Genomic DNA, 20,918 nt, shown 5'->3' with positions numbered 1-20,918 from the left:
GCCGGTGGACACGGGTGGTGTCCACCGGCGGCGCGGAAGACAGGACCGGCCGTGCGGGAACGGTCCCGAACGATCAGACCTCCACGAGTTCGGGATCGGGTCTCTCGGTGTCGTCCGTCTCACCGTGCGTACCGGACCGGTTCGGCAACAGGACCGCCGTCACGATCACGATGAGCGACAGCGCCGCCGATACCACGAAGGCCAGTCGCATACCGCCGAGTTGCGCGGTCAGCACATCGGTACCCGCGGCTTCGAGCGCGGTGGTGCGGCTCGCCATCACGGTCACCACCAGGGCCGTACCCAGCGCGGCGGCGACCTGCTGGAGAGTGCCCAGCATGGAACTGCCGTGCGAGTAGAGGTCCTCGGGCAGCGCACCGAGCGCCAACGTGAACACCGGGGTGAACGCCGCGGCCAGCGACACCATGAGCAGGATGTGCAGGGCCAGCAGCTGCCAGTACGGCATGGCCGCGGAGATCTGGGTGAATCCGGCCAGCGCGGCGGTGATTCCGATCGCACCCGGAATGACCAGGACGCGCCCACCGAACCGGTCGAACAGGCGGCCGATCACCGGACCCAGCAGTCCCATGGCCAGACCACCGGGCATGACCAGCAGACCGGTCTCCAGCGGCGAGAGACCGCGCAGGTTCTGCAGGTACAGCGGCAACAGCATCATCGAACCGAGCATCGCCAGGAACGCGACCGCCATCAGGATCAGGCCCTTGGTGTAGGTACCCGAGCGCAGGATCCGCAGATCCAGCAGCGGGGTGCCGTGCCGCTGCAGCCACAGCTGCCGGACGACGAACAGGCCGATCAGCGCGGCACCGGCCACGGTGATCAGCGCCGGAGTGGCCACCGTACCGGCCTCGAAACGGCTCAGCCCGTACACCAGGCTCCCGAAACCGAGCGCGGCGAAGACCACGCTGATCCAGTCGATCGCACCGGTTTCCGGTTCGCCGACGTTCTCCAGCCGCCGCAACCCGAACCAGGTGACCACGCCCGCGATGGGCAGCACCAGCACGAACAACCAGCGCCACGACGCGATCTGGAGCACCAGACCGGAGATGACCGGCCCCATGGCCGGTGCCACCGAGATCGCCAGCGTCACATTGCCCATGACCCGCCCGCGGTCGCGTTCGGGTACCACGGTCATCAGGGTGGTCATCAGCAGCGGCATCATCACCGCGGTACCACCGGCCTGGATGATCCGGCCGATCAGCAGTACCGCGAACGAAGGCGCCACCGCCGACAGCGCGGTACCGGTGAGGAAGATCCCCATGGCCAGCGCATAGGCGCGGCGGGTGGTGACACGCTGCAGGAACCAGCCGGTCACCGGGATGACAGCGGCCATGGTGAGCATGAAGGCGGTGGAGACCCACTGCGCCGCCCGCTCGGTGACTTCCAGATCGTGCATCAGGCGCGGGATCGCGTTGATCATGATGGTCTCGTTGAGTATCACCACGAAGGTCGCGATGACCAGCAACCGTACGACGACCGGAGTACCTCCTCCGGTCCGGCGAACGGATAACAGGGCGGGCATCGGCTACCTCCGGCGATCGTGAGCGAACTGGCGTATGACCCGAGCGTGGTCGTCGATGACCGTTGCACGGTGACACGTGAGAACAGACGGGTGAGCTGCGCCGCGCTCATCGGTGACGCGCCAGTGTTTCTCACGGTTCTGCACCGGATCAATCGGTTTTCGGGCTGCCGTATTCCCGGTCACAGCCGGAATCGGCTGCTCGGGGGCCGGTCGGGCCGACCGGTCCCCGGGCCCGTGTGAGTGAGGTCATGTCCGGCCGCCGGGCGTGCGGTGGTGGACCGGGCCACGCCGTCCGTTCGCCGTACCCGGCTGCCGCAGCGTCAGGAGAGGCCCGCTTCGCGGGCGGCGATCTCGAGGTCCTTGTCGCCGCGGCCGGACAGGCACAACAGTACGACCGTGCCGGGAGCCAGTTCGCCGCGCTCGGCGAGATCCAGTAGGCATCCCACCGCGTGCGCCGATTCGAGCGCGGGGATGATTCCTTCGCTGTGCCCGAGTTCCCGCATACCGCGGAGTGCGAGTTCGTCGGTGACGGGGACAGAACTCAGCCGGCCGCTGTCCTTCAGGTAGCCGAGTTCCGGGCCGACTCCCGGATAGTCCAGTCCCGCGGCGATGCTGTGCGTCGCCGCGATCTGGCCGTCGTCGTCCTGTAACAGGTAGCTGAAACTGCCGTCGATCTCCCCGGGGGTCCCCGCACTCAACGTAGCCGCGTGCGCCCCGGTCTCCATACCGCGTCCCGCGGCTTCGGCCCCGATCAGCCGGACACCGGCATCGGCCATGAACGGCCGGAACGCGCCCAGCGCATTGCTGCCACCACCGATGCAAGCCAGCACGTAGTCGGGCAGCCTGCCCTCGGCGGTGAGGATCTGGGACCGGGCTTCGGCGCCGATGGGATATTGGAAATCTCGCACGATGCGTGGGTAGGGGGCGGGTCCGGCCGCACTGCCCAGCAGATAGTGGGTGGTGTCGACCTGCGTGACCCAGTCCCGGACGGATTCGGTGATCGCCTCCTTGATCCGGCGGTTCCCGGTTTCCACCACCCGGATCTCGGCCCCGAGCAGCCGCATCCGGATCACATTCGGCCGCTGCCGTTGCGCGTCGACCGCACCCATGTACACGGTGCAGCTCAAACCGAGCATCGCCGCCACCGTCGCGACCGCGACGCCGTGTTGTCCCGCACCCGTTTCGGCGACGAGGCGGCGTTTGCCCATCCGGCGGGCGAGCAGACCCTGTCCGAGCGCGTTGTTGATCTTATGAGACCCGGTATGGGCCATATCTTCCCGTTTGAGGTAGACGGTCGGCGCCGCCGCACCCAGTCGCGCCGCGAAACGCGGCACCTGGTGCAGCAGGGTGGGTCTGCCCACTCGGGTGCGCAGCAACCCGGTCAGCTCGCGGGTGAAGGCCGGGTCCGCGCGGGCCAGCTCGTATTCCTTCTCCAGGTCGAGCAGGGCGGCCATGAGGCCCTCGGGGGCGTATCTGCCGCCGAATCTCCCGAATCGGCCGCGCTCATCCGGGAAATCCCCGGGACGAAAGGCATTTCGCTCGACCCCGTGACCGACGACCATCCAGCACTCACATTCCCTGTTCCCGACACCGCTGCGGGAAAGTCTGGCTGCCCGGCGCGAGCGCCGAGTCACCTCTCGGCAACGGATTAGTTAACAGTACTAAAGGGATGGATTTTCGTCGCAGCCTCGCGAAGCGCGCAATCCGGGCCTTCCCCACCACGAGAACCGGTCACTATTGTAGGATTGTCGACAATATTGGCCAGGGATGACCGGCCGCCGACAGGGAGGAGCATTCACCGTGCTCACGGAAGCCACACTCACCGCCGCCGAACGGAAAGCCGTGGAGTCGGTACCCACCGGCCTCTTCATCGACGGCGGGACCCGCGAAACCGCGAAGACCATGCCGGTCCTCGATCCGGCGACCGGTCAGCGGTTGTGCGATGTCGCCGACGCCGCCCCCGAGGACGGCCTGGCCGCTCTCGACGCCGCGGCGAACGCCCAGGCGGCATGGGCGCGCACCGCCCCGCGCGAGCGCAGCGAGATCCTGATGCGTGCCCACCGCATGCTGCTCGACGACGCCGACCGGCTCGCCCTCGTCGCCACCCTCGAAATGGGCAAACCCCTGGCAGAGGCACGCGGTGAGGTCACCTACGCCGCCGAGTTCTTCCGCTGGTTCGCCGAGGAGGCCGTCCGCCTCGACGGCGGCTACATGCCCGCACCCGGCGGCGGTGCCCGGTTCCTGGTGACCAGGCAGCCGGTCGGTCCGAGCCTGCTCATCACACCCTGGAATTTTCCGATGGCCATGGGCGCCCGCAAGATCGGGCCCGCACTGGCCGCCGGGTGCACCAGTGTGGTCAAACCCGCCGAGCAGACACCGCTGTGCACGCTGGCACTGGCCCAGATCCTGCACGAAGCAGGTGTTCCCGCCGGAGTGGTGAACGTGGTGACGACCTCGGACCCGGGCGCGCTGATGGCGCCGCTGATCCACGATCCGCGCTCGCGCAAACTGTCGTTCACCGGATCGACCGCGGTGGGCAAGAAACTGCTGGAGCAGTGCGCCCGGACCGTCATGCGCACCTCGATGGAACTCGGCGGCAACGCCCCCTTCATCGTGTTCGACGATGCCGACCTGGACGCGGCAGTCGACGGGGCACTGGCGGCGAAGATGCGCAATATCGGACAGGCCTGCACCGCGGCCAACCGGTTCTTCGTCCAGCGCGGCGTGGTCGGCGAATTCGCCGAACGGCTCGCCGCGCGGATGGGCGAACTGCCGCTGGGACGCGGCACCGAACCCGGGGTCGTCGTCGGCCCGCTGATCGATTCCGACGCGGTGGCCAAGGTGACCGAACTCGTCGCCGACGCGCGCGCCCGTGGCGCCCGCGCCCTGCTGGGCGGTGAACCGCTGGACGGCCCCGGGCATTTCTACCCGGCCACCGTTCTGGTGGATGTCCCCGACGAGGCGCAGATCTGCCATACCGAGGTGTTCGGCCCGGTCGCGAGTATCGCGACCTTCGATACCGAGGAGGAGGCCGTGGCGCGCGCCAACGACACCCCCTACGGCCTGGTCGGCTACGTCTACACCGAAGGGCTGCGGCGCGGTCTGCGGGTCTGCGAAGCTCTGGACACCGGCATGGTCGGCTTGAACCAGGGCGTCGTGTCGAACCCGGCCGCCCCGTTCGGCGGGGTGAAAGAATCCGGTCTCGGCCGCGAAGGCGGCCTGGTCGGTATCGACGAATTCCTCGAGATCAAATACATCGGAGTGCCACTGTGAATTCCTATCGGATCGCGACGATTCCGGGCGACGGTATCGGCGTCGACGTCACCGCCGAGGCGGTGAAAGTTCTCGACCGGGTGCTGCCCGGGATCGAATGGACCGAATTCGACTGGTCCTGCGAGAACTATCTGCGCACCGGCGCGATGATGCCCGCGGACGGGCCCGAGCGGCTCGCCCGGTTCGACGCGATCCTGCTCGGCGCGGTCGGGTTTCCGGGCGTACCCGATCACATCTCGCTGTGGGGACTGCTGATCCCGCTGCGCCGGGCCTTCGGCCAATACGTCAACCTGCGCCCGGTCCGGTTGCTGCCCGGTACCACCTCGGCGCTGCGCGACCGCACCGCCGCCGATCTGGACCTGCTCATCGTCCGGGAGAACTCCGAAGGCGAGTACTCCGAGATCGGCGGTCGGCACAATCCCGGCCGGCCGGACGAATTCGTTCTGCAGGAGTCGGTTTTCACCCGGGTCGGCTGTGAACGCATCATCCGCTACGCCTTCGAGCGGGCGACCGAACGCGCGGGCCGGGTCTGCTCGGCCACGAAATCGAACGGCCTCATCCACTCCATGCCCTACTGGGACGAGGTGTTCGAACGGATCGCCGCGGAATACCCGGCGGTGCAGACCCGGCAGATGCATGTCGATGCGCTGGCGGCCGAAATCGTGCTGCACCCCGACCGGCTCGACGTGATCGTCGGCTCGAACCTCTTCGGTGACATCCTCTCCGACCTCGCCGCCGCCGTCACCGGCGGACTCGGGCTCGCCCCCTCCGGCAATATCAACCCCGCCCGGGACGCCCCGTCGATGTTCGAGGCGGTCCACGGCAGCGCACCCGATATCGCTGGTCAGGGCATCGCCAACCCAGTGGCGCAGATCCTCGCGGGCGCCATGCTGTTGGAACATCTCGGCGAGCACGTCGCCGCCGCAGCGGTCGACCGGGCGGTCACCGATGTCCTGGGCGACGGCGGTCCGCGCACTCCCGATCTCGGTGGCACCGCCACCACCACCGAGGTCGGTACGGAAATCGCCGACCGCGCGTCGGCCCTGCTGCACGCCTGACCGCTGGTCCGGGGCCGGCGTCACCGCCGGTCCCGGTTCGGCTGCGAACAGCTTCATCGAGTTGCCGAGCCGACGGGTGACGGTTGACTGGGCCGAACTCTGCGTGCACACTGCTCTCACTAGAGAGCGGTGCTCACAGAGGGTGATGGAGAACGAGCATGTACGAAGTCTGGAAATGGGCCAACCTCACGGTGGCTTTCGTGGTGGAGCTGGCCGCGTTCGCAGCGTTGGCGCTGTGGGGGTGGCAGGTCTCCGACGCGGCTCCGGTCAAGATCGTGGCGGCTGTCGGCGCGCCGGTACTCGCCGTCACCGCGTGGGGACTCTTCGCGGCGCCGAACTCCGTATTCGACCGGCCGGTGCTCACTCTCGTCACCGAGATCCTGGTCTTCGGTGGCGCGGCGGTCGCGTTGTGGGCCGCGAGCTACCGTACGGCGGCAGTCGTCTTCGTCGCCGTACTCGTCGCGAACCTGCTGGCGATCCGGCTCGGGCACCTTCGACCGTGACGAGCTCGACCACTGCGGCTCCCCGGGCCACCATCGGCTTCGTCCGCACCCCCAGGGGAAGGACGGCCCCGATGCCCCCGATCGCCGTCCGTAACCGCGTGAACAGGGCTTCCACTCCCGCGACCAGCTGATCTTCCTTCCTTTCCCGATTTCGGTGACGCAGGTGCCGGCTCCACAGCCCCGAAGCCGCCGCCGACGATCAGCGCGCACGGAGGGCACCGGCGGGTCGCGGCTGTGTCACGCATCCGCCTGTTTGTTTCCTTCCTGATTACCCGGTGACATTCTGGGAAGAGCCAGTGTGTGGACGGTCCCGGGTCAGGAACTCCTTCCTCGCGCTCGATCCGGCCACGCGATCAGGCCGCCGGCTCCGCAGTCCCGGAGCCGGTCCATTCGCTCGGAAGGAGACGCCGAGAGCATGACCAGCGAGCAGCCCGAAATCCTGACGACCGATGCCGGCATTCCGGTCGAGAGCGACGAGCATTCACTCACCGTGGGCCCCGACGGGCCGATCCTGCTACAGGACCACTACCTCATCGAGCAGATGGCCCAGTTCAACCGGGAGCGGATCCCGGAGCGGCAGCCGCATGCGAAAGGTAGTGGCGCATTCGGTCGCTTCGAGGTCACGAACGACGTCAGTGCCTACACCAAGGCGGCCGTCTTCCAGCCGGGCACGAACACCGAAATGGTCGCCAGGTTCTCCACGGTCGCCGGGGAACGCGGCAGCCCGGACACCTGGCGCGATCCGCGCGGTTTCGCCCTGCGCTTCTACACCAGCGAGGGCAACTACGACATGGTCGGCAACAACACCCCGGTGTTCTTCATGCGCGATCCGATGAAGTTCCAGAACTTCATCCGCTCGCAGAAGCGCCGCGCCGACAACAACCTGCGCGATCACGATATGCAGTGGGATTTCTGGACCCTGTCCCCGGAGTCCGCGCACCAGGTCACCTGGTTGATGGGCGACCGCGGTATCCCCAAGACCTGGCGCCATATGAACGGCTATTCGAGCCACACCTATATGTGGGTCAACGCCGCCGGCGAGAAGTTCTGGGTGAAATACCACTTCAAGACCGATCAGGGCATCGATTTCCTCACCCAGGAGGAGGCCGACCGCCTCGCCGGTGCCGACAGCGACTACCACATGCGCGATCTGTTCCAGTCCATCGATCGGGGCGACTACCCGAGCTGGACGCTGTACATGCAGATCATGCCGTTCGGCGAAGCGGAGAACTACCGGTTCAATCCCTTCGACCTCACCAAGGTGTGGCCGCACCGCGACTACCCGCTGATCGAGGTCGGCCGGATGACATTGGATCGCAACGCCACCGACAATCACACCGAGATCGAGCAGGCGGCGTTCCAGCCGAACAACCTGGTGCCCGGTATCGGCCCGAGCCCGGACAAGATGCTGCTGGCCCGCATCTTCTCCTACGCCGACGCCCACCGGGCCCGGCTGGGTGCGAACTATCAGCAGATCCCGGTGAACGCACCACACGTCCCGGTGCACAGCTACAGCAAGGACGGCGCGATGCGTATCAATCCGGTCGCGGATCCGGTGTACACCCCGAACTCCAAGGGCGGACCGCGCCCGGATATCGACCGCTACGGTGAACCGGCGGGCTGGCATACCGACGGCGATCTGGTGCGCGGCGCCTATACGCTGCACGCCGAGGACGACGACTGGGGCCAGGCGGGCACCATGGTGCGGGAAGTCCTCGACGACGCGGCTCGCGAGCGGCTGGTGAACAATATCGTCGGCCATCTGCTCGACGGAGTGAGCCGCCCGGTGCTCGAGCGCGCCTTCGAATACTGGCGCAATGTCGACAAGGAACTCGGCGACCGGATCGAGAACGGCGTCGCCGCGAAATCCTGACCGCCGGACCGGCGGCCGCGGCGAGCCCGGCTTCCGCGGCCGCCGGCACCGGGCGCCACCGGCGCCCGCGCTCGATGCGAGCCGATAGAGTCGGGCGCCATGAGCGTGCCAACGGTGGGAGCAGCACCGGGATCGTGGGCCCGGCCGGCGGGAGAGGACGCGGTGGTCTCCGTCCTTTCCCCGGAGAACGAGCACCGCGCCCCTCGGGGATCCGGCGGGCGCCCGACGTCGGCGACGGGCGGCCGCGCCGCATGACCGTGCTCGTTTGTCCCGACAGCTTCAAGGGCACCTACACCGCCGCCGCGGTAGCCGATGCCGTCGCCGGCGGCGTCGAGGAATCCGGCGCGACGGCCGTTCGCCTCCCGGTCGCGGACGGCGGCGAGGGCACCCTCGCCGCGCTCACCCGCCCACTCGGCCTGCACCAGGTGACCGCCCCGGCACGGAACCCGTGGGGTGTCCCGCTCACCGCGACCTTCGGGCTGTCCGACGACGGCACCGCGGTCATCGAGATCGCCGCGGCCGGTGGTGTCACCACCCCGCACGACGGTCCGCGCGATCCGGTCACGGCCGATACCTACGGCACGGGCATGCTCATCGCGGCGGCGGTGCGGCGCGGGGCCCGGCGCATCGTGGTCACCGCGGGTGGTTCGGCCACCACCGACGGCGGTACCGGTGCGATCGCGGCCATCGAGGAATCGGGTGGTCTCGGCGGGGCGTCGATCACCGTACTCACCGATGTCACCACCCGGTATGTGGACGCGGCGCGGGTCTTCGGACCGCAGAAGGGGGCCGATCCGGCCACCGTCGAACTGCTCACCCGGCGCCTCGCCGAGATCGCGCGCACCCTGCCCCGCGATCCCTCCGGTGTCGACGCGACCGGCGCGGCGGGCGGCTTCTCGGGCGGTATGTGGGCCCGGTTCGGCGCCGAACTGCGCTCGGGCGCGGAATATGTGCTCGACAACGCGGGCTTCGATGCCCTGGCCGAGCGAGCGAGCGCGATCGTCGTCGGGGAGGGCCGGCTGGACGGCCAGACCCGGGCCGGGAAGATCATCTCGGCGATCCTCGAACGCGCCGGCACCACCCCGGTCTACGCGGTGGTGGGCTCGGTGGGCGAGGATCTGGGCGACTACCGGTCACGGTTCGCCGAGATAATCGTGGCCTCCGATACCGAGGCCATGCGGGCCGCGGGGCGCCGGATCGGCACCGTCGCGCCCTGACCCGGCACCACCGGACGATCAGCCCGCGATATCGGTCCCGGGCGGAAATCCACCCGTGGCGATCGGGCCCCACCGCTGGATCTCGATACGGATGAGCGATTTGCCCTGCCGTGCCATCGCTGCGCGGTAATCGCCCCAGTCCGGGTGTTCGCCCGCGATCCCGCGGTAGTAGTCGACCAGCCCGTCGAGTGCTTCGGGCATATCCAGAATTTCGGCGCGCCCGTCGACCTGCACATAGGCGTCGTCGAACTCGTCGGAGAGGACACAGATCGACACCTGCGGTTCGCGGCGGATGTTCCGGGTCTTCGCGCGGCCGGGATAGGTGGAGACGACGATCCGGCCCTGCGGATCCAGCCCACAGGTCACCGGCGACATCTGCGGGCGGCCATCGGCGCGGGTGGTGACGAGCACGCCGTGATGGCGGGAATCCAGGAAAGCCAGCAACTCGTCCCGGTCGGCGATGGTGGCGGTCGCGATACGCGGCATGGAGACCTTTCGGAAAGTGATCGGTACTCGGGCGGTCGATCGGCAGCATAGTCACAGTCGGCGAGCAGCTCATCGCGGATCGCGACGAGTTCCCCGGGGTCGAGCGACTCCCGTGTCCTGCCTGCCGAATCCGCATTCCCCCGGCCGGGCACATGATTCACCCGCGGCGCATCGGGTACCGCGCACGAACATCGGGTCCCGCGAAAGTCCCGGACCCAGCCGACAGGAGCCATCGTCATGCGTGCCACCGACCCGCAGCGCCCGTTCCCCGAACCGCATCCGGCGCCCGACCCCGAACCCACCCCGCCGCTGCCCTCGCCGGGCCCGCGGCCGCCGGAGCCGCAACCGCCGACGCCCGGACCGGCGCCGGAGCCGGAGCCGCAACCGCCGATACCGGTACCGCCACCGGAACCACAACCCCCGGTCCCCGGACCCATCCCGGAACCACCGGGACCTTCGCCGGTGCCCGGACCGGCTCCGGATCGTCCACCGGTCCCGGATCCCGGCCACCCTGTCCCGCCACCACCACCGCTACCCCACTGATTCAACTGCGATCCGACGGGTATTCGCGGACAGTCCCTGGTCGCAGTACCGACAGAAAGGACATTCCATGGTCGCCGGAAACGACGGTCCGAATCAGCGCAATTCCACGAGTGAGCACCATTTCCCCGACGACGCGCGGACGACCCGTTCACACGCCGGAGAATCCATCGAAGACCGGCGCAACTGGCCGGGCATCATCCTGGCCGCGGTCGGCATCGTGCTGGTGGGCCTGACCCTCACCGCGGCGGGCTACGGTTTCGCCGGATGGGCGGTGGTCGCCGGGATCCTCGGCGTGATCTGCCTTGTCGCCGGCGGACTCATCGTGGTGGCCGAACATCGGCGGATCAAACTCGAAGAGGGCGCGACGCTGCGCGAACCACGTGGCCACTGATCGCCGCACTCCACGACTGTCGGCGGCCCGGGCCCGACGAGTTCACCTCGCCCGGCCAGCGACAGGGCCGGGGTGGCGCGCGAGCGCCCGCGGTGATCGACGCCCTCGGCGGCCGGCGGACGCAACCGCCCGCGGGACACCCCCCCCGGACGATATCGGCCTCCCCGAACCGGTGAAGTGCAACTCGAACCCACGATGCCGCCCCGCGGTGCCTGCTTCGGACCCACCGAAACGGTGCCGATCGAGCAGCGCCCGACCGGATCGCCGCCGGGCAACCGACCCCTATCCCCGGGCATTTCCGGGGTCGTGCCCGGGGAACGCCTGGATCGCCCGGTAGGCGACTGTCTGCGCACCGGCCACGAGATCGGTACGAATATCCCCGGCGCCACGGATACGGCGGTGAAATCGGTCCGCGTTTACGCGCTGACCTGGATATTTCGCTGATTGAGCGAGCCGGGCACGGGTAAGTGCCCAGTATGGAAATACTGGTCATCCTCCTGATAGCGATCCTGGTCGCCGCGGTGGTCGGGTACCGGTTGTGGAAGGGGCAGCGTCCGGGTGCCCTCGATTCCCCGGACAACGACGGCAATCCGCACCGCGACGACCGGTGAACTCCCCCGGCCCACTCGCCCCGGACAACGTACTCGCGTAGGCCCGGGCCCGTTACGGCGGCGGTACACCGAGCTCATCGTGTTTCGAATCCGACCGTCGCGGGCACTCCCTCTGCGGACGTGGTGCGCAGTCGCCGTGTCCGGCGCATACTCTCGACGGTCGCATGTGCTCCGGGAAACCGGTCCGGGCGTGGCGAGGTCGCGATAGCCTCGCTGCAGGCCCGGAAGGGGAGGTCGGATCCTGGAAACGTGGTGGAGCTTCGTCGTGGAACGGCGGGATCAGCTCGTCGTGGACTCCTATCTGCACGTATCGGCAGTCGTGCAGTCCCTGCTCATCGCGACGGCGGTGGCGGTTCTCGTGGGGGTGGCGGTCTACCGCAGTCCGTTCGGGTCGGCAGCCGCGACCGCCGCGGCCGGGACGATTCTCACGGTGCCCTCGTTCGCCCTGCTCGGTCTGCTCATCCCGCTGATGGGCCTGGGTGTCGCGCCGACGGTGACGGCTCTGGTGCTCTACGCACTGCTGCCCATCCTGCGCAATACGCTCATCGGCCTCTCCTCCGTCGACACCGCGGTGGTGGATGCCGCACGCGGGGTCGGGATGAACCGGCTGCGGATACTCGCCGCGATCGAACTTCCGCTGGCCTGGCCGTCGATTCTTACCGGTATGCGGGTGAGTACCCAGTTGATCATGGGCATTCTCGCGCTCGCCGCCTACGCCAAAGGTCCCGGGCTGGGCAATCTGATCTTCTCCGGGCTGGCCCGGCTCGGTAGCCCCAACGCGGTACCGCAGGCACTCACCGGCACGGTACTGATCATCGCGCTGGCCCTGGTTCTCGACGGGATCTTCGTCCTCGTCGGACGTTTCACCATTTCGAGGGGAATTCGTGACTGATTCCGAGACCCGCACCGCCCCGGCGGTGTCCGGGGTCGAGATCGTGCTCGACGCCGTGACCAAACACTATCCGGGACAACGCGATCCGGCGGTCGACGCGGTATCGATAACTGTTCCGGCCGGTGAGATCGTGGTCCTGGTCGGCCCCTCGGGCTGCGGCAAGACCACCACCATGCGGATGATCAACCGCCTGATCGAGCCCACCTCCGGCACGGTCACCATCGATGGTCGCGACGCCGCCGGAATCGACGCCGACCGGTTGCGGCGCGGGATCGGGTATTCGATCCAGCAGGCCGGCCTGTTCCCGCATATGACCGTGGCGAAGAACATCGCGACCGTTCCCGGGCTGATCGGGTGGGACCGTAAGCGGATCGCCGCCCGCACCGACGAGATGCTCGATTTGGTGGGTCTGGATCCCGGGACCTACCGGCGCCGGTATCCGCGCCAGCTCTCCGGTGGTCAGCAACAGCGGGTGGGCGTCGCGCGGGCGTTGGCGGCCGATCCGCCGATCCTGCTGATGGACGAACCGTTCGGCGCGGTGGATCCGATCACCCGCGCGCTGCTCCAGGACGAACTGTTGGGTCTGCAGGCCGAACTCGGGAAGACGATCGTCTTCGTCACCCACGATTTCAACGAAGCGGTGAAACTCGGCGACCGGATCGCGGTCCTGGGCGACCGGTCCCGGATCCTGCAGTACGACCGGCCCGCCGCGATCCTGGCCGATCCGGCCGACGACACCGTGGCCGGGTTCGCCGGATCCGACGCCTCGCTCAAACAATTGACGCTGACCCGTATCCGCGAGGTGCCGCTGGGTGAATGCGCCACGGTCGCCGAGGGCGATCCGCTGGAAGCGGCACGGACCGCGGCCGCCGGGCAACCCCGGGTCCTCGTGCTGGATACCAGCGGCCGGCCGCTGCGCTGGATCGCCGCGACAGACCTCGCCCACGCCGGATCGATCACCGAGGCCCGCTCGCTACCGGTGGAGACCCTGTCCGCGGAATCGACCCTGCAGGAGGCGCTGGCGGCGCTGCTCGGCGATCGGAACGCGACCGCGGTGGTCACCGGGACGCGCGGCGAGTACACGGGTCTGGTCACGATCGACACCCTCGTCGGTCATCTGGCTGCGCTGCGTACAGCGAACGAAGCAGGCGAGGGCGCCGCCGCGGATGTGCCGGCATGACCGCCGCCCTGACCGCGGGAGTGCCGGGAAAGCGGTCCGCGCAGTGGCGGGCCGAGCGCCTGCGGCTCCTGGTGCAACCGGTACTCGTCCTGGTGCTCACCGCGAGTGTCCTGGTCTGGGCGTTCCGCCGTGACCTCACCGTCACCCAGCAGGAAAGCCTCAACCCGGGCAATATCGCCGCCGTCACCTGGCAGCACATCCTGATCACCGCCACGGTGGTACTGCTCGTGGTCGTGGTCGGGGTACCGCTGGGCACCGTGCTCAGCCGGCCCGGATACCGTCGGCTCGCACCGTTGTTTGTCGGTATCGCCAATATCGGTGCCGCCGCACCGGCGATCGGGTTGATCGTGCTCTTCTATCTCCTCACCCGGACCACGGGTTTCTGGATCGGGGTGGCGCCGATCGCGTTCTATTCGCTGCTACCGGTACTGCGCAACACCATCCTGGGCTTCCAGGAGGTGGATCCGCTGCTGGTGGACGCCGGGCGCGGACAGGGCATGTCGGCGACGACCGTGCTGCGCCGCATCGAATTCCCGCTCGCTGTCCCCTACATCCTGGCCGGGTTGCGTACCTCACTGGTGCTGGCCGTGGGCACCGCGACACTGTCCTTCCTGGTCAGCGCGGGCGGCCTGGGAATCCTCATCGATACCGGATACAAGCTGCGCGACAATGTCACGCTGGTGGTCGGCGCGGTCCTGGCGGTCGCGCTGGCGCTGCTGGTGGACTGGCTGGGCGCGGTCGCCGAACAGTTCCTCGGCCCGCAGGGGTTGAAATGAGAGCCGCCCGATCACCACGACTGCTGCTCCTGGCCGCGGTACTGCTACTGGCCGGATGCGGTCTGCAGGCCGGTAGTGCGGTGCCGCTACAGGTGGGGCCGGGCAGTATCCGTCCGGTGCCCGAGCTCGCGGGTGTGCCGATCACGGTGGGGTCCAAGGATTTCACCGAACAGAACACCCTCGGCTACATCATCGAATTCGCCCTGGTCGCCGCGGGCGCCGAGGTCCGCGATCTGACGAATATCCAGGGTTCCAACAGCCTGCGTGACGCCCAGGTCGACGGGCAGATCGATATCGCCTACGACTACACGGGTACAGGCTGGGTCAATTACCTCGGCAACGAGAATCCGGTACCGGACGAACAGGGCCAGTTCGAGGCGGTCCGCGACGCCGACCTCGCGGCGCACGGCATGGTGTGGACGGCGATGGCGCCCATGAACAACACCTATGCGCTGGCGACTGCGCGCCGCACCGCCGAACGCACCGGCACCTGGACTCTCTCCGACTACGCGGACCTCGTCGCCACCGACCCCGCCGCGGCGAGTATCTGTGTCGGTACCGAGTTCAATGTGCGTCAGGACGGGTTTCCCGGGGTGACGCGGGCTTACGGGATCGACAGCGACCGGGTGCCCAAACGTATCGTCCAGGATGCGGTCGTCTACCAGGCGACCGCCGACGCGACGCAATGCGGATTCGGCTCGGTCGCGGCCACCGACGGCCGCATTCCCGGTCTGGACCTGGTCCTGCTGCGTGACGACCGCTCCTTCTTCCCCAAGTACAATGCTGCGCTGGTGATGCGCGCGGATTTCGCCCGGGCGCATCCGCGGGTCGCCGAGATCATGGCACCCGTCTCGCGGTTGCTGACCAACGAGTCGATCACCGAACTGAACCGGCAGGTCGATGTCGACGGCCGCGAACCCGCGGCGGTGGCTCGCGACTGGATGATCGCGCAAGGGTTCGTCACCGAGGAGTAGGACAGCCGGACAAGGAGATGGTGGATGGTAGCCCCGGACGGTCCGAAGCTTCCCTCACCCGCTCCGGCCCGATCGGTGTTGTTCGGTCTGCCGCCGGCCGGACGGCGACTACCCGGCGCGGCACGCGCGGCCCTGGCGTTCGGCGCACCGGCCCTGATCGCGGTATCCCTCGGCCACGAACAGCAGGGCCTGATGGCCGCGACCGGTGCGCTGGCGGTGATCTTCGGGGAAGGCCAGGTCTACCGCCGCCGGTGGCGCGTCATCGGCGCCGCCGCGGCATCGCTGACGATCTCGGCGTTGGCCGGCGGGCTGGCCGGGGAACTGATCCACCAGCGGCTCGACGCGGGCGGCTCGCACTGGTGGCAGTTGCTGATCGTGCTCTTGATGTCGGCGGTCGCGGTGACCGGGACATTCGTGAACTCGGCGCTGCGCATGGGGCCCCCGGGCGGGTTCTTCTTCGTGCTGGCCGCCGGTGTCGGCGCGCTGATCGTGGGGCACGGCGTGCCACCCGGCCAGGTGGCGCTGTGGACGGCGCTCGGCGGGGTCAGCGCGCTGCTGGTGGGGATGTCGGGGGCACTGACGGGAGCGCACACGCCGGAAGAGCGCGCGGTGGGCGCCGCGGTCGACGCAGTGCGCGACTACGCCGCGCTCGACACCCTGGCCGGGGACCGGGTGGACGCACGCTACGCGACCGCGATGAAAGTGCAGACGGCGTGGGCGCTGCTCGACGATGCCCGGCGCACCGGAGACGACCGGCTCGCCGCCACGCTCACAGGTGCCCAGCGGCTCTTCGCCGAGGCGCTGCACCGCAACGGGTCCGGCAACGACGAATCCGATCTACTCTTCGATACCGGCCGTCCCGCGCCGACACCGCGACCGTCGGTGCGCTACCGGATCCTGCGGTCGCTGTCACCGGACAGTCATGCGGTGGTCTCGGCGAATCGGATCGGCCTCGCCGCGGTCCTCGCCGGGTGTTCGGCGGTGGCACTGGATCTCGGCCGGCCGGACTGGGCGGTACTCACTGTCACGGTCCTGCTGCATCAGGGTCCGGACCGGGTGCGCGGCACGTACCGCGGAGTGCACCGGATCGGCGGCACCGCGCTGGGGTTGGCGCTGTTCGCGGCGCTGTACGCGCTGGAGCCCCGGAGCTGGGCGCTGGTGCTGATCCTGATGACCCTGCAGTTCGCGATCGAGATGTTCGTCGCCCGCAACTACGGTCTCGCGGTCGTCTTCATCACGCCGCTGGCGCTGCTGATCGGTGGCGGCGGACAGTACAGCGATATGTTCCCGGTGCTGCGCGACCGGCTGCTCGAGAGCGTCATCGGGGTGGCGATCGGACTGACCGCGCTGTGGGCGGTCGACCGCCGCGCCCATCGGCGGGTGCTGCTGCGCAACGATCAGCGGGTACTCGAAGTCCTCGGTCACCTCCTGCGCCGGATCGCACCGGGACCGATCCAGCACGATCGCCCGCCGACCCCTCGGCGCGAGGCGCCGGATCCGCGGCACACCACGGTATCGAACCCGCCATCGGATCCACTACACGAAGCGCTACCCGAGATGCGGATGCTGCGACGGGAACTGGAATTCGAACTGATGGGTTCCACCCTCGGTGCGATCGATGCCGCCCACAACGAACCAGAATGGGCAGGTGCGCATTGGACCCGCCACCAGCGTATCCGCCGACTCGGCCACGAGGTGCTCGCCGCGACCCGGCAGGCCCCGGAACAGCTACCCGGCGATACCGCACAGCTGGGTCGCTGGTCCCGCAGCCTCGCCGAACTGGCCTAGCGGCGCCCGGGGGCGACGACGACGGCGCTCCCTGCACCGCACGCCCGCCGGCGACGCGATCACGCGCACCGATCGGCGGCCCGACACCCGAACCCGGTGCGAGCGACCGCCGGGACACCCCTACCCGGATTGCGCCGGGTTCGAGTCGGGACGGCAGGTGGTGTCGGTATCGGGGAGGGTGCCGTCCCGGAAGTAGGTGTTGACGATATCGCTCACACAGCCGCTCATACCGGCTCGGAGGACTCCGTGCACGCGGGTATCGGCCAAGGTGACCATTCGTGACGACGTCAGGTCCCGGTGCAGGGCAAGACCTTCCTGGTAGGGAGTGCGGGTGTCGCCGGTCGCCTGCAGGATGAGGGCCGGTGCCGAGTTGTGCACCGTGGTGGGCGGCTCGACGGGGTCCGGCCAGAACGCGCAGGCGGTGATGTTGTTGGCGAACGCGCCGAACACCGGTTGGGTCGCCCGCACGCTTTCGATATTGCGGTAGTACCAGGCCGGATCGCGCGGTGCGGCCTTGTCACCGCACAGGACAGCGGCCATACCCGAGGCGTTCAGCGCCACGGGGCCGCTGATCTTCGTTTTCAGCTGCTCCATATCCATCGGCAGCCCGGACACCGCATCGGCGACGAACCGCACGACGTCGGCGAGGTCGGCGTTCTTCTGTGGGCTCGACAGCAACGCCAGCAGCATCATCGGCACGGTGTGTTCGTCGATGAGATAGCCGTCGCCGAGCACCGGACGTGCGGCGGCACGTCGGATCATGTCCTCGACGAAGGCGCGGACCTGCGGTCCGCTGTCACCGAAGTGATAGTCGGCGTCGCGGTCGGCGGCCCAGATCGCCCAGTCGTCGAGCGCGGCCTCGTTGACCGCGCCCATGTCCTGGTAGGTGCCGATCCAGTAACGGTCCGGGGCGATGGCACTGTCCAACACCATCCGGTCACTGCGCTGGGGGAACATCTGCGCGTACACCGCGCCCAGGTAGGTGCCGTAGGAGCCGCCGTAATAGCTGAGTGCGCGCTCACCGAACGCGCTGCGGACGATATCCATGTCCCGGGCGGTATTGCGGGTGGTGATCTGGCGGGCCTTCTCGGGGTCGGGTGCCACACACGACGCCGCCAGCGCGGCGGCCAGGGTGGTGTCGCGTGCGAAACCGAAGCCGTCGAAACCGGCCGAGAACAACATGGTCGGCAGCGGCAGCGCGCAGTTCACCGGATCCGATCGGCCGATACCGCGTGGGTCCATGCCGATCAGGTCGTATCGGGCGCGGACATCCGGGGTGAGCCGCTCCTGGAGCTCGGCCATCATGCTCAGACCCGGACCGCCGGGACCGCCGGGGTTGGACAGCATGATCCCGCGGCGCCGGTCCGGGTCGGTGGCCGGGATACGCGAGATCGCCACGGTCAGCGTGCGTGCGTCCGGTCTGCTGTAGTCGAGCGGGACGGTAACGCCCGCGCACTGGGCACCGGCCTCGTCGAGCGCCGCGTCGTCGCACGGCTGCCAATCCAGCTGCTGGTGATAGAACCGCTCCAGTCCACCCGGGATGCCGTCGACCGGCTCGGCGCTCGCCGATGCCAGGGGCAGGGTGGCGAAAACAGCGACCGAGACGACCCCCGGCACGAGCCGTCGGAGTCGGCGACGGCTCGTGCGGTAACGGCGGTACGCACTCTTCATCATCACGGCCGGCACCTCTCATTCGGTGAGCTTTCGATCGGCCAGGAGCGATTGCAATCGTTATGTTATCGTGTGGCGAGTCGTTACGCTATCGTGATCTTGACCCAGGAATGGTAGAGCCGGTCGATGCGGGCCCGGAGTGCTTGCGCGTCGGAAATCCGAATGCGGGAGATGTGATGGAATCCGGGCTGACATTTGCGAGAAATCCGAGAAATTCGTGCCGGACAACACGTTCGGTTACCGACACATCCGGCCTGCCGGCCGCCGGTGCCCGCCGGAAACCGGCGAAATCCCGGCGGATCGGCCGACTGTGGCTCGCGCTCTGCACGCTCGCCGCGATCACCCTGCCGGCGATGATGTCCATGCCGGTCGCGCAGGCCACGGTGCCGCCGCCGGGTGAGGACCCCTTCTACGCCGCGCCCGCCGATCTCGCCGCACATCCGAACGGCGCGATGCTCGGGGCCCGGACGATCACGCCACTCGGCCTGCCGGTACCGGTACAGGCGTGGCAATTGCGTTATCGCACAACCGATTCCGACAACAATCCGCAACTGAACATGACGACGGTGCTGGTCCCACCGGTACCCTCGAACGGGCCACGCCCGGTGTTGTCCTATCAGGTACCCGAGAACAGTCTCGACACCAGATGTGCGCCGTCGTTCACGCTGCGCGGCGGACGCAACACCGATATCGCGGCCGTCGCGCAGGATGTGCCGTTCATCGCCGACGCGCTGATGCGCGGCTGGGCCGTCGTGGTCAGCGATTACGAAGGCCCACAATCGCGGCTCTTCGACGGGGTGAGCTCCGGGCGTGGAGTCCTGGACGGAATTCGCGCCGCGCGATCCTTCGCCGCGGCCGGGATAGACGCCGCGAGCCCGATCGGCGCCTGGGGCTACTCGGCCGGCGCCTTCGCCACACTGTGGGCCACCCAGCTGCGTGCGGAATACGCACCGGATGTGCGGTTCGTCGGCACCAGCGCCGGTGGAGTTCCCACCGATATCCCGACCATGGCCGAACGTGCCGACGGCGAAGCGGGAGCGATGCTGATCCTGCTCGGGCTGGCCCGCAACGAACCCGATTCCCGGCTGGCCGACCTCCTGAACGACCAGGGACGCAATGCGTTGCGCGCCGCGGACACCTCCTCCTGCGGTGCGGATCTGGCGCAGAAGTTCCCGGACCCCCACATGGACAATTTCGCCACGGTCCCGAACCTGCCGGCCCAGCCCGCCTTCCGCAGCGCGGCCGCACCCAACGAGCTCGGCGGCACCACCCCCGACACGCCACTGTATCTGTACCACAGTGTCTCCGACGAGAAGATCCCCGTCGCCGGCTACACCGCCCTCGTCGATACCTACTGCGCGCAGGGCGCGACCCTCACCGCGACCCACTCGCTGTTTCCGGGCCATATGGGAGCCGCCGCGGGTGAGGCCGCCGGCGGCATGAACTTCCTCGCCGACCGCTTCGCCGGCACCCCGCCCGCTCCGGGCTGCCAGGTGTCCTAGTCGGGTTGTCCGGTTGTTCATCGGGCCGGCCTCAGCCGGGCCCCTCCGCCGGACCGGAATCCAGTAGGAACGGCAGCAGGAAATCGCGCAGCAGGGCGCGTTCCTCGTCCTCGGTCGCCGGTGGCAGCGTCAGCAGCGAGATCATCACCCGGACCGCCCACCGGCCCAGCCGGTCCGCCGCCGCGCCGGGCAGATCGGGACGCAACCGCGCCACGAATACCGCGACCAGTTCGTCGATCACCTCCGACGAATCCGACAGCCGCGCCACGATTCCCACGTTGGCCGGTTCGAACCACACGGCCAGATGCGGAGTCTTGCGGGCTTCGGCCAAGGTCGCGGTCATTCCGTCGAGCAGGAGTCCGGCGCGGTCCGGGCCGTCCAGCGGCCGGTCGCGCCAGACCCGCGCGAGGAGCCCGGTGGCTTCCCGGCCGGCGAAGGCCACGTACAGCGCCTGCCGGTTCGGGAAATAGCGGTACAGCGTAGCCCGGGAACATCCCGCCGCCTCGGCGACCTCGGCCATGCCGACCGTCCCGGCACCCTTGTCGATGACCAGCGCGCGGACCGCGTCGAGGATCCGTTCGCCGGCCAGTTCGACCCGGCCACCGGCCAGCCAGTCACCGGTCATCGCGGGCCCTGGCGGCAG

General features: G+C 68.7%; 18 protein-coding genes. 13 read left to right on the top strand and 5 right to left on the bottom strand.

From position 1 onward, the window contains the following. Positions 1-73: 73 nt before the first annotated feature. Positions 74-1,537, bottom strand: a complete 1,464-nt coding sequence (locus ACWCPQ_RS24515; RefSeq protein ID WP_449902765.1) for an MDR family MFS transporter — start codon at positions 1,535-1,537, stop codon at positions 74-76. Positions 1,538-1,857: 320 nt separating this feature from the next. Continuing rightward, the gene (trpB, locus tag ACWCPQ_RS24510) at positions 1,858-3,099 is read right to left on the bottom strand and encodes a tryptophan synthase subunit beta (RefSeq protein ID WP_449902763.1); all 1,242 of its coding nucleotides are present in this window, start codon (positions 3,097-3,099) and stop codon (positions 1,858-1,860) included. Positions 3,100-3,439: 340 nt separating this feature from the next. On the opposite strand from trpB, the gene ACWCPQ_RS24505 reads away from it, so the two are divergent. The 5 genes from ACWCPQ_RS24505 to ACWCPQ_RS24485 all read left to right on the top strand — a co-directional run bounded on the left by ACWCPQ_RS24505 (position 3,440) and on the right by ACWCPQ_RS24485 (position 9,461). Next, positions 3,440-4,810: an NAD-dependent succinate-semialdehyde dehydrogenase gene (locus tag ACWCPQ_RS24505; RefSeq protein WP_449902887.1), complete on the top strand. Its 1,371-nt coding sequence runs from the start codon at positions 3,440-3,442 to the stop codon at positions 4,808-4,810. After that, the gene (locus tag ACWCPQ_RS24500; protein WP_449902760.1) at positions 4,807-5,868 is read left to right on the top strand and encodes a tartrate dehydrogenase; all 1,062 of its coding nucleotides are present in this window, start codon (positions 4,807-4,809) and stop codon (positions 5,866-5,868) included. The genes ACWCPQ_RS24505 and ACWCPQ_RS24500 overlap by 4 nt, the downstream gene beginning before the upstream one ends. A 158-nt stretch (positions 5,869-6,026) precedes the next feature. Further along, positions 6,027-6,371 (top strand): YrdB family protein, encoded by a 345-nt coding sequence (locus tag ACWCPQ_RS24495; RefSeq protein WP_449902757.1) that lies wholly within the window; start codon positions 6,027-6,029, stop codon positions 6,369-6,371. A 415-nt stretch (positions 6,372-6,786) separates the two neighbouring features. After that, complete coding sequence (locus ACWCPQ_RS24490; RefSeq protein ID WP_449902755.1) at positions 6,787-8,244, top strand: catalase; 1,458 nt, start codon at positions 6,787-6,789, stop codon at positions 8,242-8,244. A 251-nt stretch (positions 8,245-8,495) separates the two neighbouring features. Further along, complete coding sequence (locus tag ACWCPQ_RS24485) at positions 8,496-9,461, top strand: glycerate kinase (RefSeq protein ID WP_449902753.1); 966 nt, start codon at positions 8,496-8,498, stop codon at positions 9,459-9,461. An 18-nt stretch (positions 9,462-9,479) separates the two neighbouring features. On the opposite strand, the gene ACWCPQ_RS24480 is transcribed toward ACWCPQ_RS24485, so the two are convergent. Then, a complete protein-coding gene (locus ACWCPQ_RS24480; protein ID WP_449902751.1) occupies positions 9,480-9,947 on the bottom strand; it encodes a PPOX class F420-dependent oxidoreductase in 468 nt (155 codons plus the stop codon). 610 nt (positions 9,948-10,557) lie between these two features. Between ACWCPQ_RS24480 and ACWCPQ_RS24475 the strand changes: the two genes are divergently transcribed. The 7 genes from ACWCPQ_RS24475 to ACWCPQ_RS24445 all read left to right on the top strand — a co-directional run bounded on the left by ACWCPQ_RS24475 (position 10,558) and on the right by ACWCPQ_RS24445 (position 17,102). Beyond that, positions 10,558-10,881 (top strand): hypothetical protein, encoded by a 324-nt coding sequence (locus ACWCPQ_RS24475; RefSeq protein ID WP_449902749.1) that lies wholly within the window; start codon positions 10,558-10,560, stop codon positions 10,879-10,881. 476 nt (positions 10,882-11,357) lie between these two features. Next, positions 11,358-11,492, top strand: a complete 135-nt coding sequence (locus ACWCPQ_RS24470) for a hypothetical protein (protein WP_449902746.1) — start codon at positions 11,358-11,360, stop codon at positions 11,490-11,492. A 241-nt stretch (positions 11,493-11,733) separates the two neighbouring features. Further along, positions 11,734-12,384, top strand: a complete 651-nt coding sequence (locus ACWCPQ_RS24465) for an ABC transporter permease (RefSeq protein WP_449902885.1) — start codon at positions 11,734-11,736, stop codon at positions 12,382-12,384. After that, the gene (locus tag ACWCPQ_RS24460; RefSeq protein WP_449902743.1) at positions 12,377-13,564 is read left to right on the top strand and encodes an ABC transporter ATP-binding protein; all 1,188 of its coding nucleotides are present in this window, start codon (positions 12,377-12,379) and stop codon (positions 13,562-13,564) included. The genes ACWCPQ_RS24465 and ACWCPQ_RS24460 overlap by 8 nt, the downstream gene beginning before the upstream one ends. Then, positions 13,561-14,340 (top strand): ABC transporter permease, encoded by a 780-nt coding sequence (locus ACWCPQ_RS24455; RefSeq protein WP_449902741.1) that lies wholly within the window; start codon positions 13,561-13,563, stop codon positions 14,338-14,340. Before ACWCPQ_RS24460 ends, ACWCPQ_RS24455 begins: the two co-directional genes overlap by 4 nt. Next, positions 14,337-15,314, top strand: coding sequence for a glycine betaine ABC transporter substrate-binding protein (locus ACWCPQ_RS24450; RefSeq protein WP_449902740.1), 978 nt, complete (start codon positions 14,337-14,339; stop codon positions 15,312-15,314). Before ACWCPQ_RS24455 ends, ACWCPQ_RS24450 begins: the two co-directional genes overlap by 4 nt. 24 nt (positions 15,315-15,338) lie before the next feature. After that, positions 15,339-17,102, top strand: coding sequence for an FUSC family protein (locus ACWCPQ_RS24445; protein ID WP_449902738.1), 1,764 nt, complete (start codon positions 15,339-15,341; stop codon positions 17,100-17,102). Positions 17,103-17,222: 120 nt separating this feature from the next. Here ACWCPQ_RS24445 and ACWCPQ_RS24440 read toward each other — a convergent pair whose 3' ends face one another. Then, entirely contained in the window at positions 17,223-18,776 is a 1,554-nt protein-coding gene (locus tag ACWCPQ_RS24440; RefSeq protein ID WP_449902735.1) for an alpha/beta hydrolase, read from the bottom strand. A gap of 350 nt (positions 18,777-19,126) precedes the next feature. Between ACWCPQ_RS24440 and ACWCPQ_RS24435 the strand changes: the two genes are divergently transcribed. Next, positions 19,127-20,275 (top strand): lipase family protein, encoded by a 1,149-nt coding sequence (locus tag ACWCPQ_RS24435; RefSeq protein WP_449902733.1) that lies wholly within the window; start codon positions 19,127-19,129, stop codon positions 20,273-20,275. 31 nt (positions 20,276-20,306) lie between these two features. Here ACWCPQ_RS24435 and ACWCPQ_RS24430 read toward each other — a convergent pair whose 3' ends face one another. Further along, entirely contained in the window at positions 20,307-20,900 is a 594-nt protein-coding gene (locus ACWCPQ_RS24430; RefSeq protein WP_449902730.1) for a TetR/AcrR family transcriptional regulator, read from the bottom strand. Between the last annotated feature and the right edge of the window lie 18 nt (positions 20,901-20,918).

It is taken from the genome of Nocardia sp. NPDC001965, from assembly GCF_053594175.1.
Note: the sequence above shows the minus strand (reverse complement) of the source record. Positions and strands in the feature narration are given on the sequence as shown.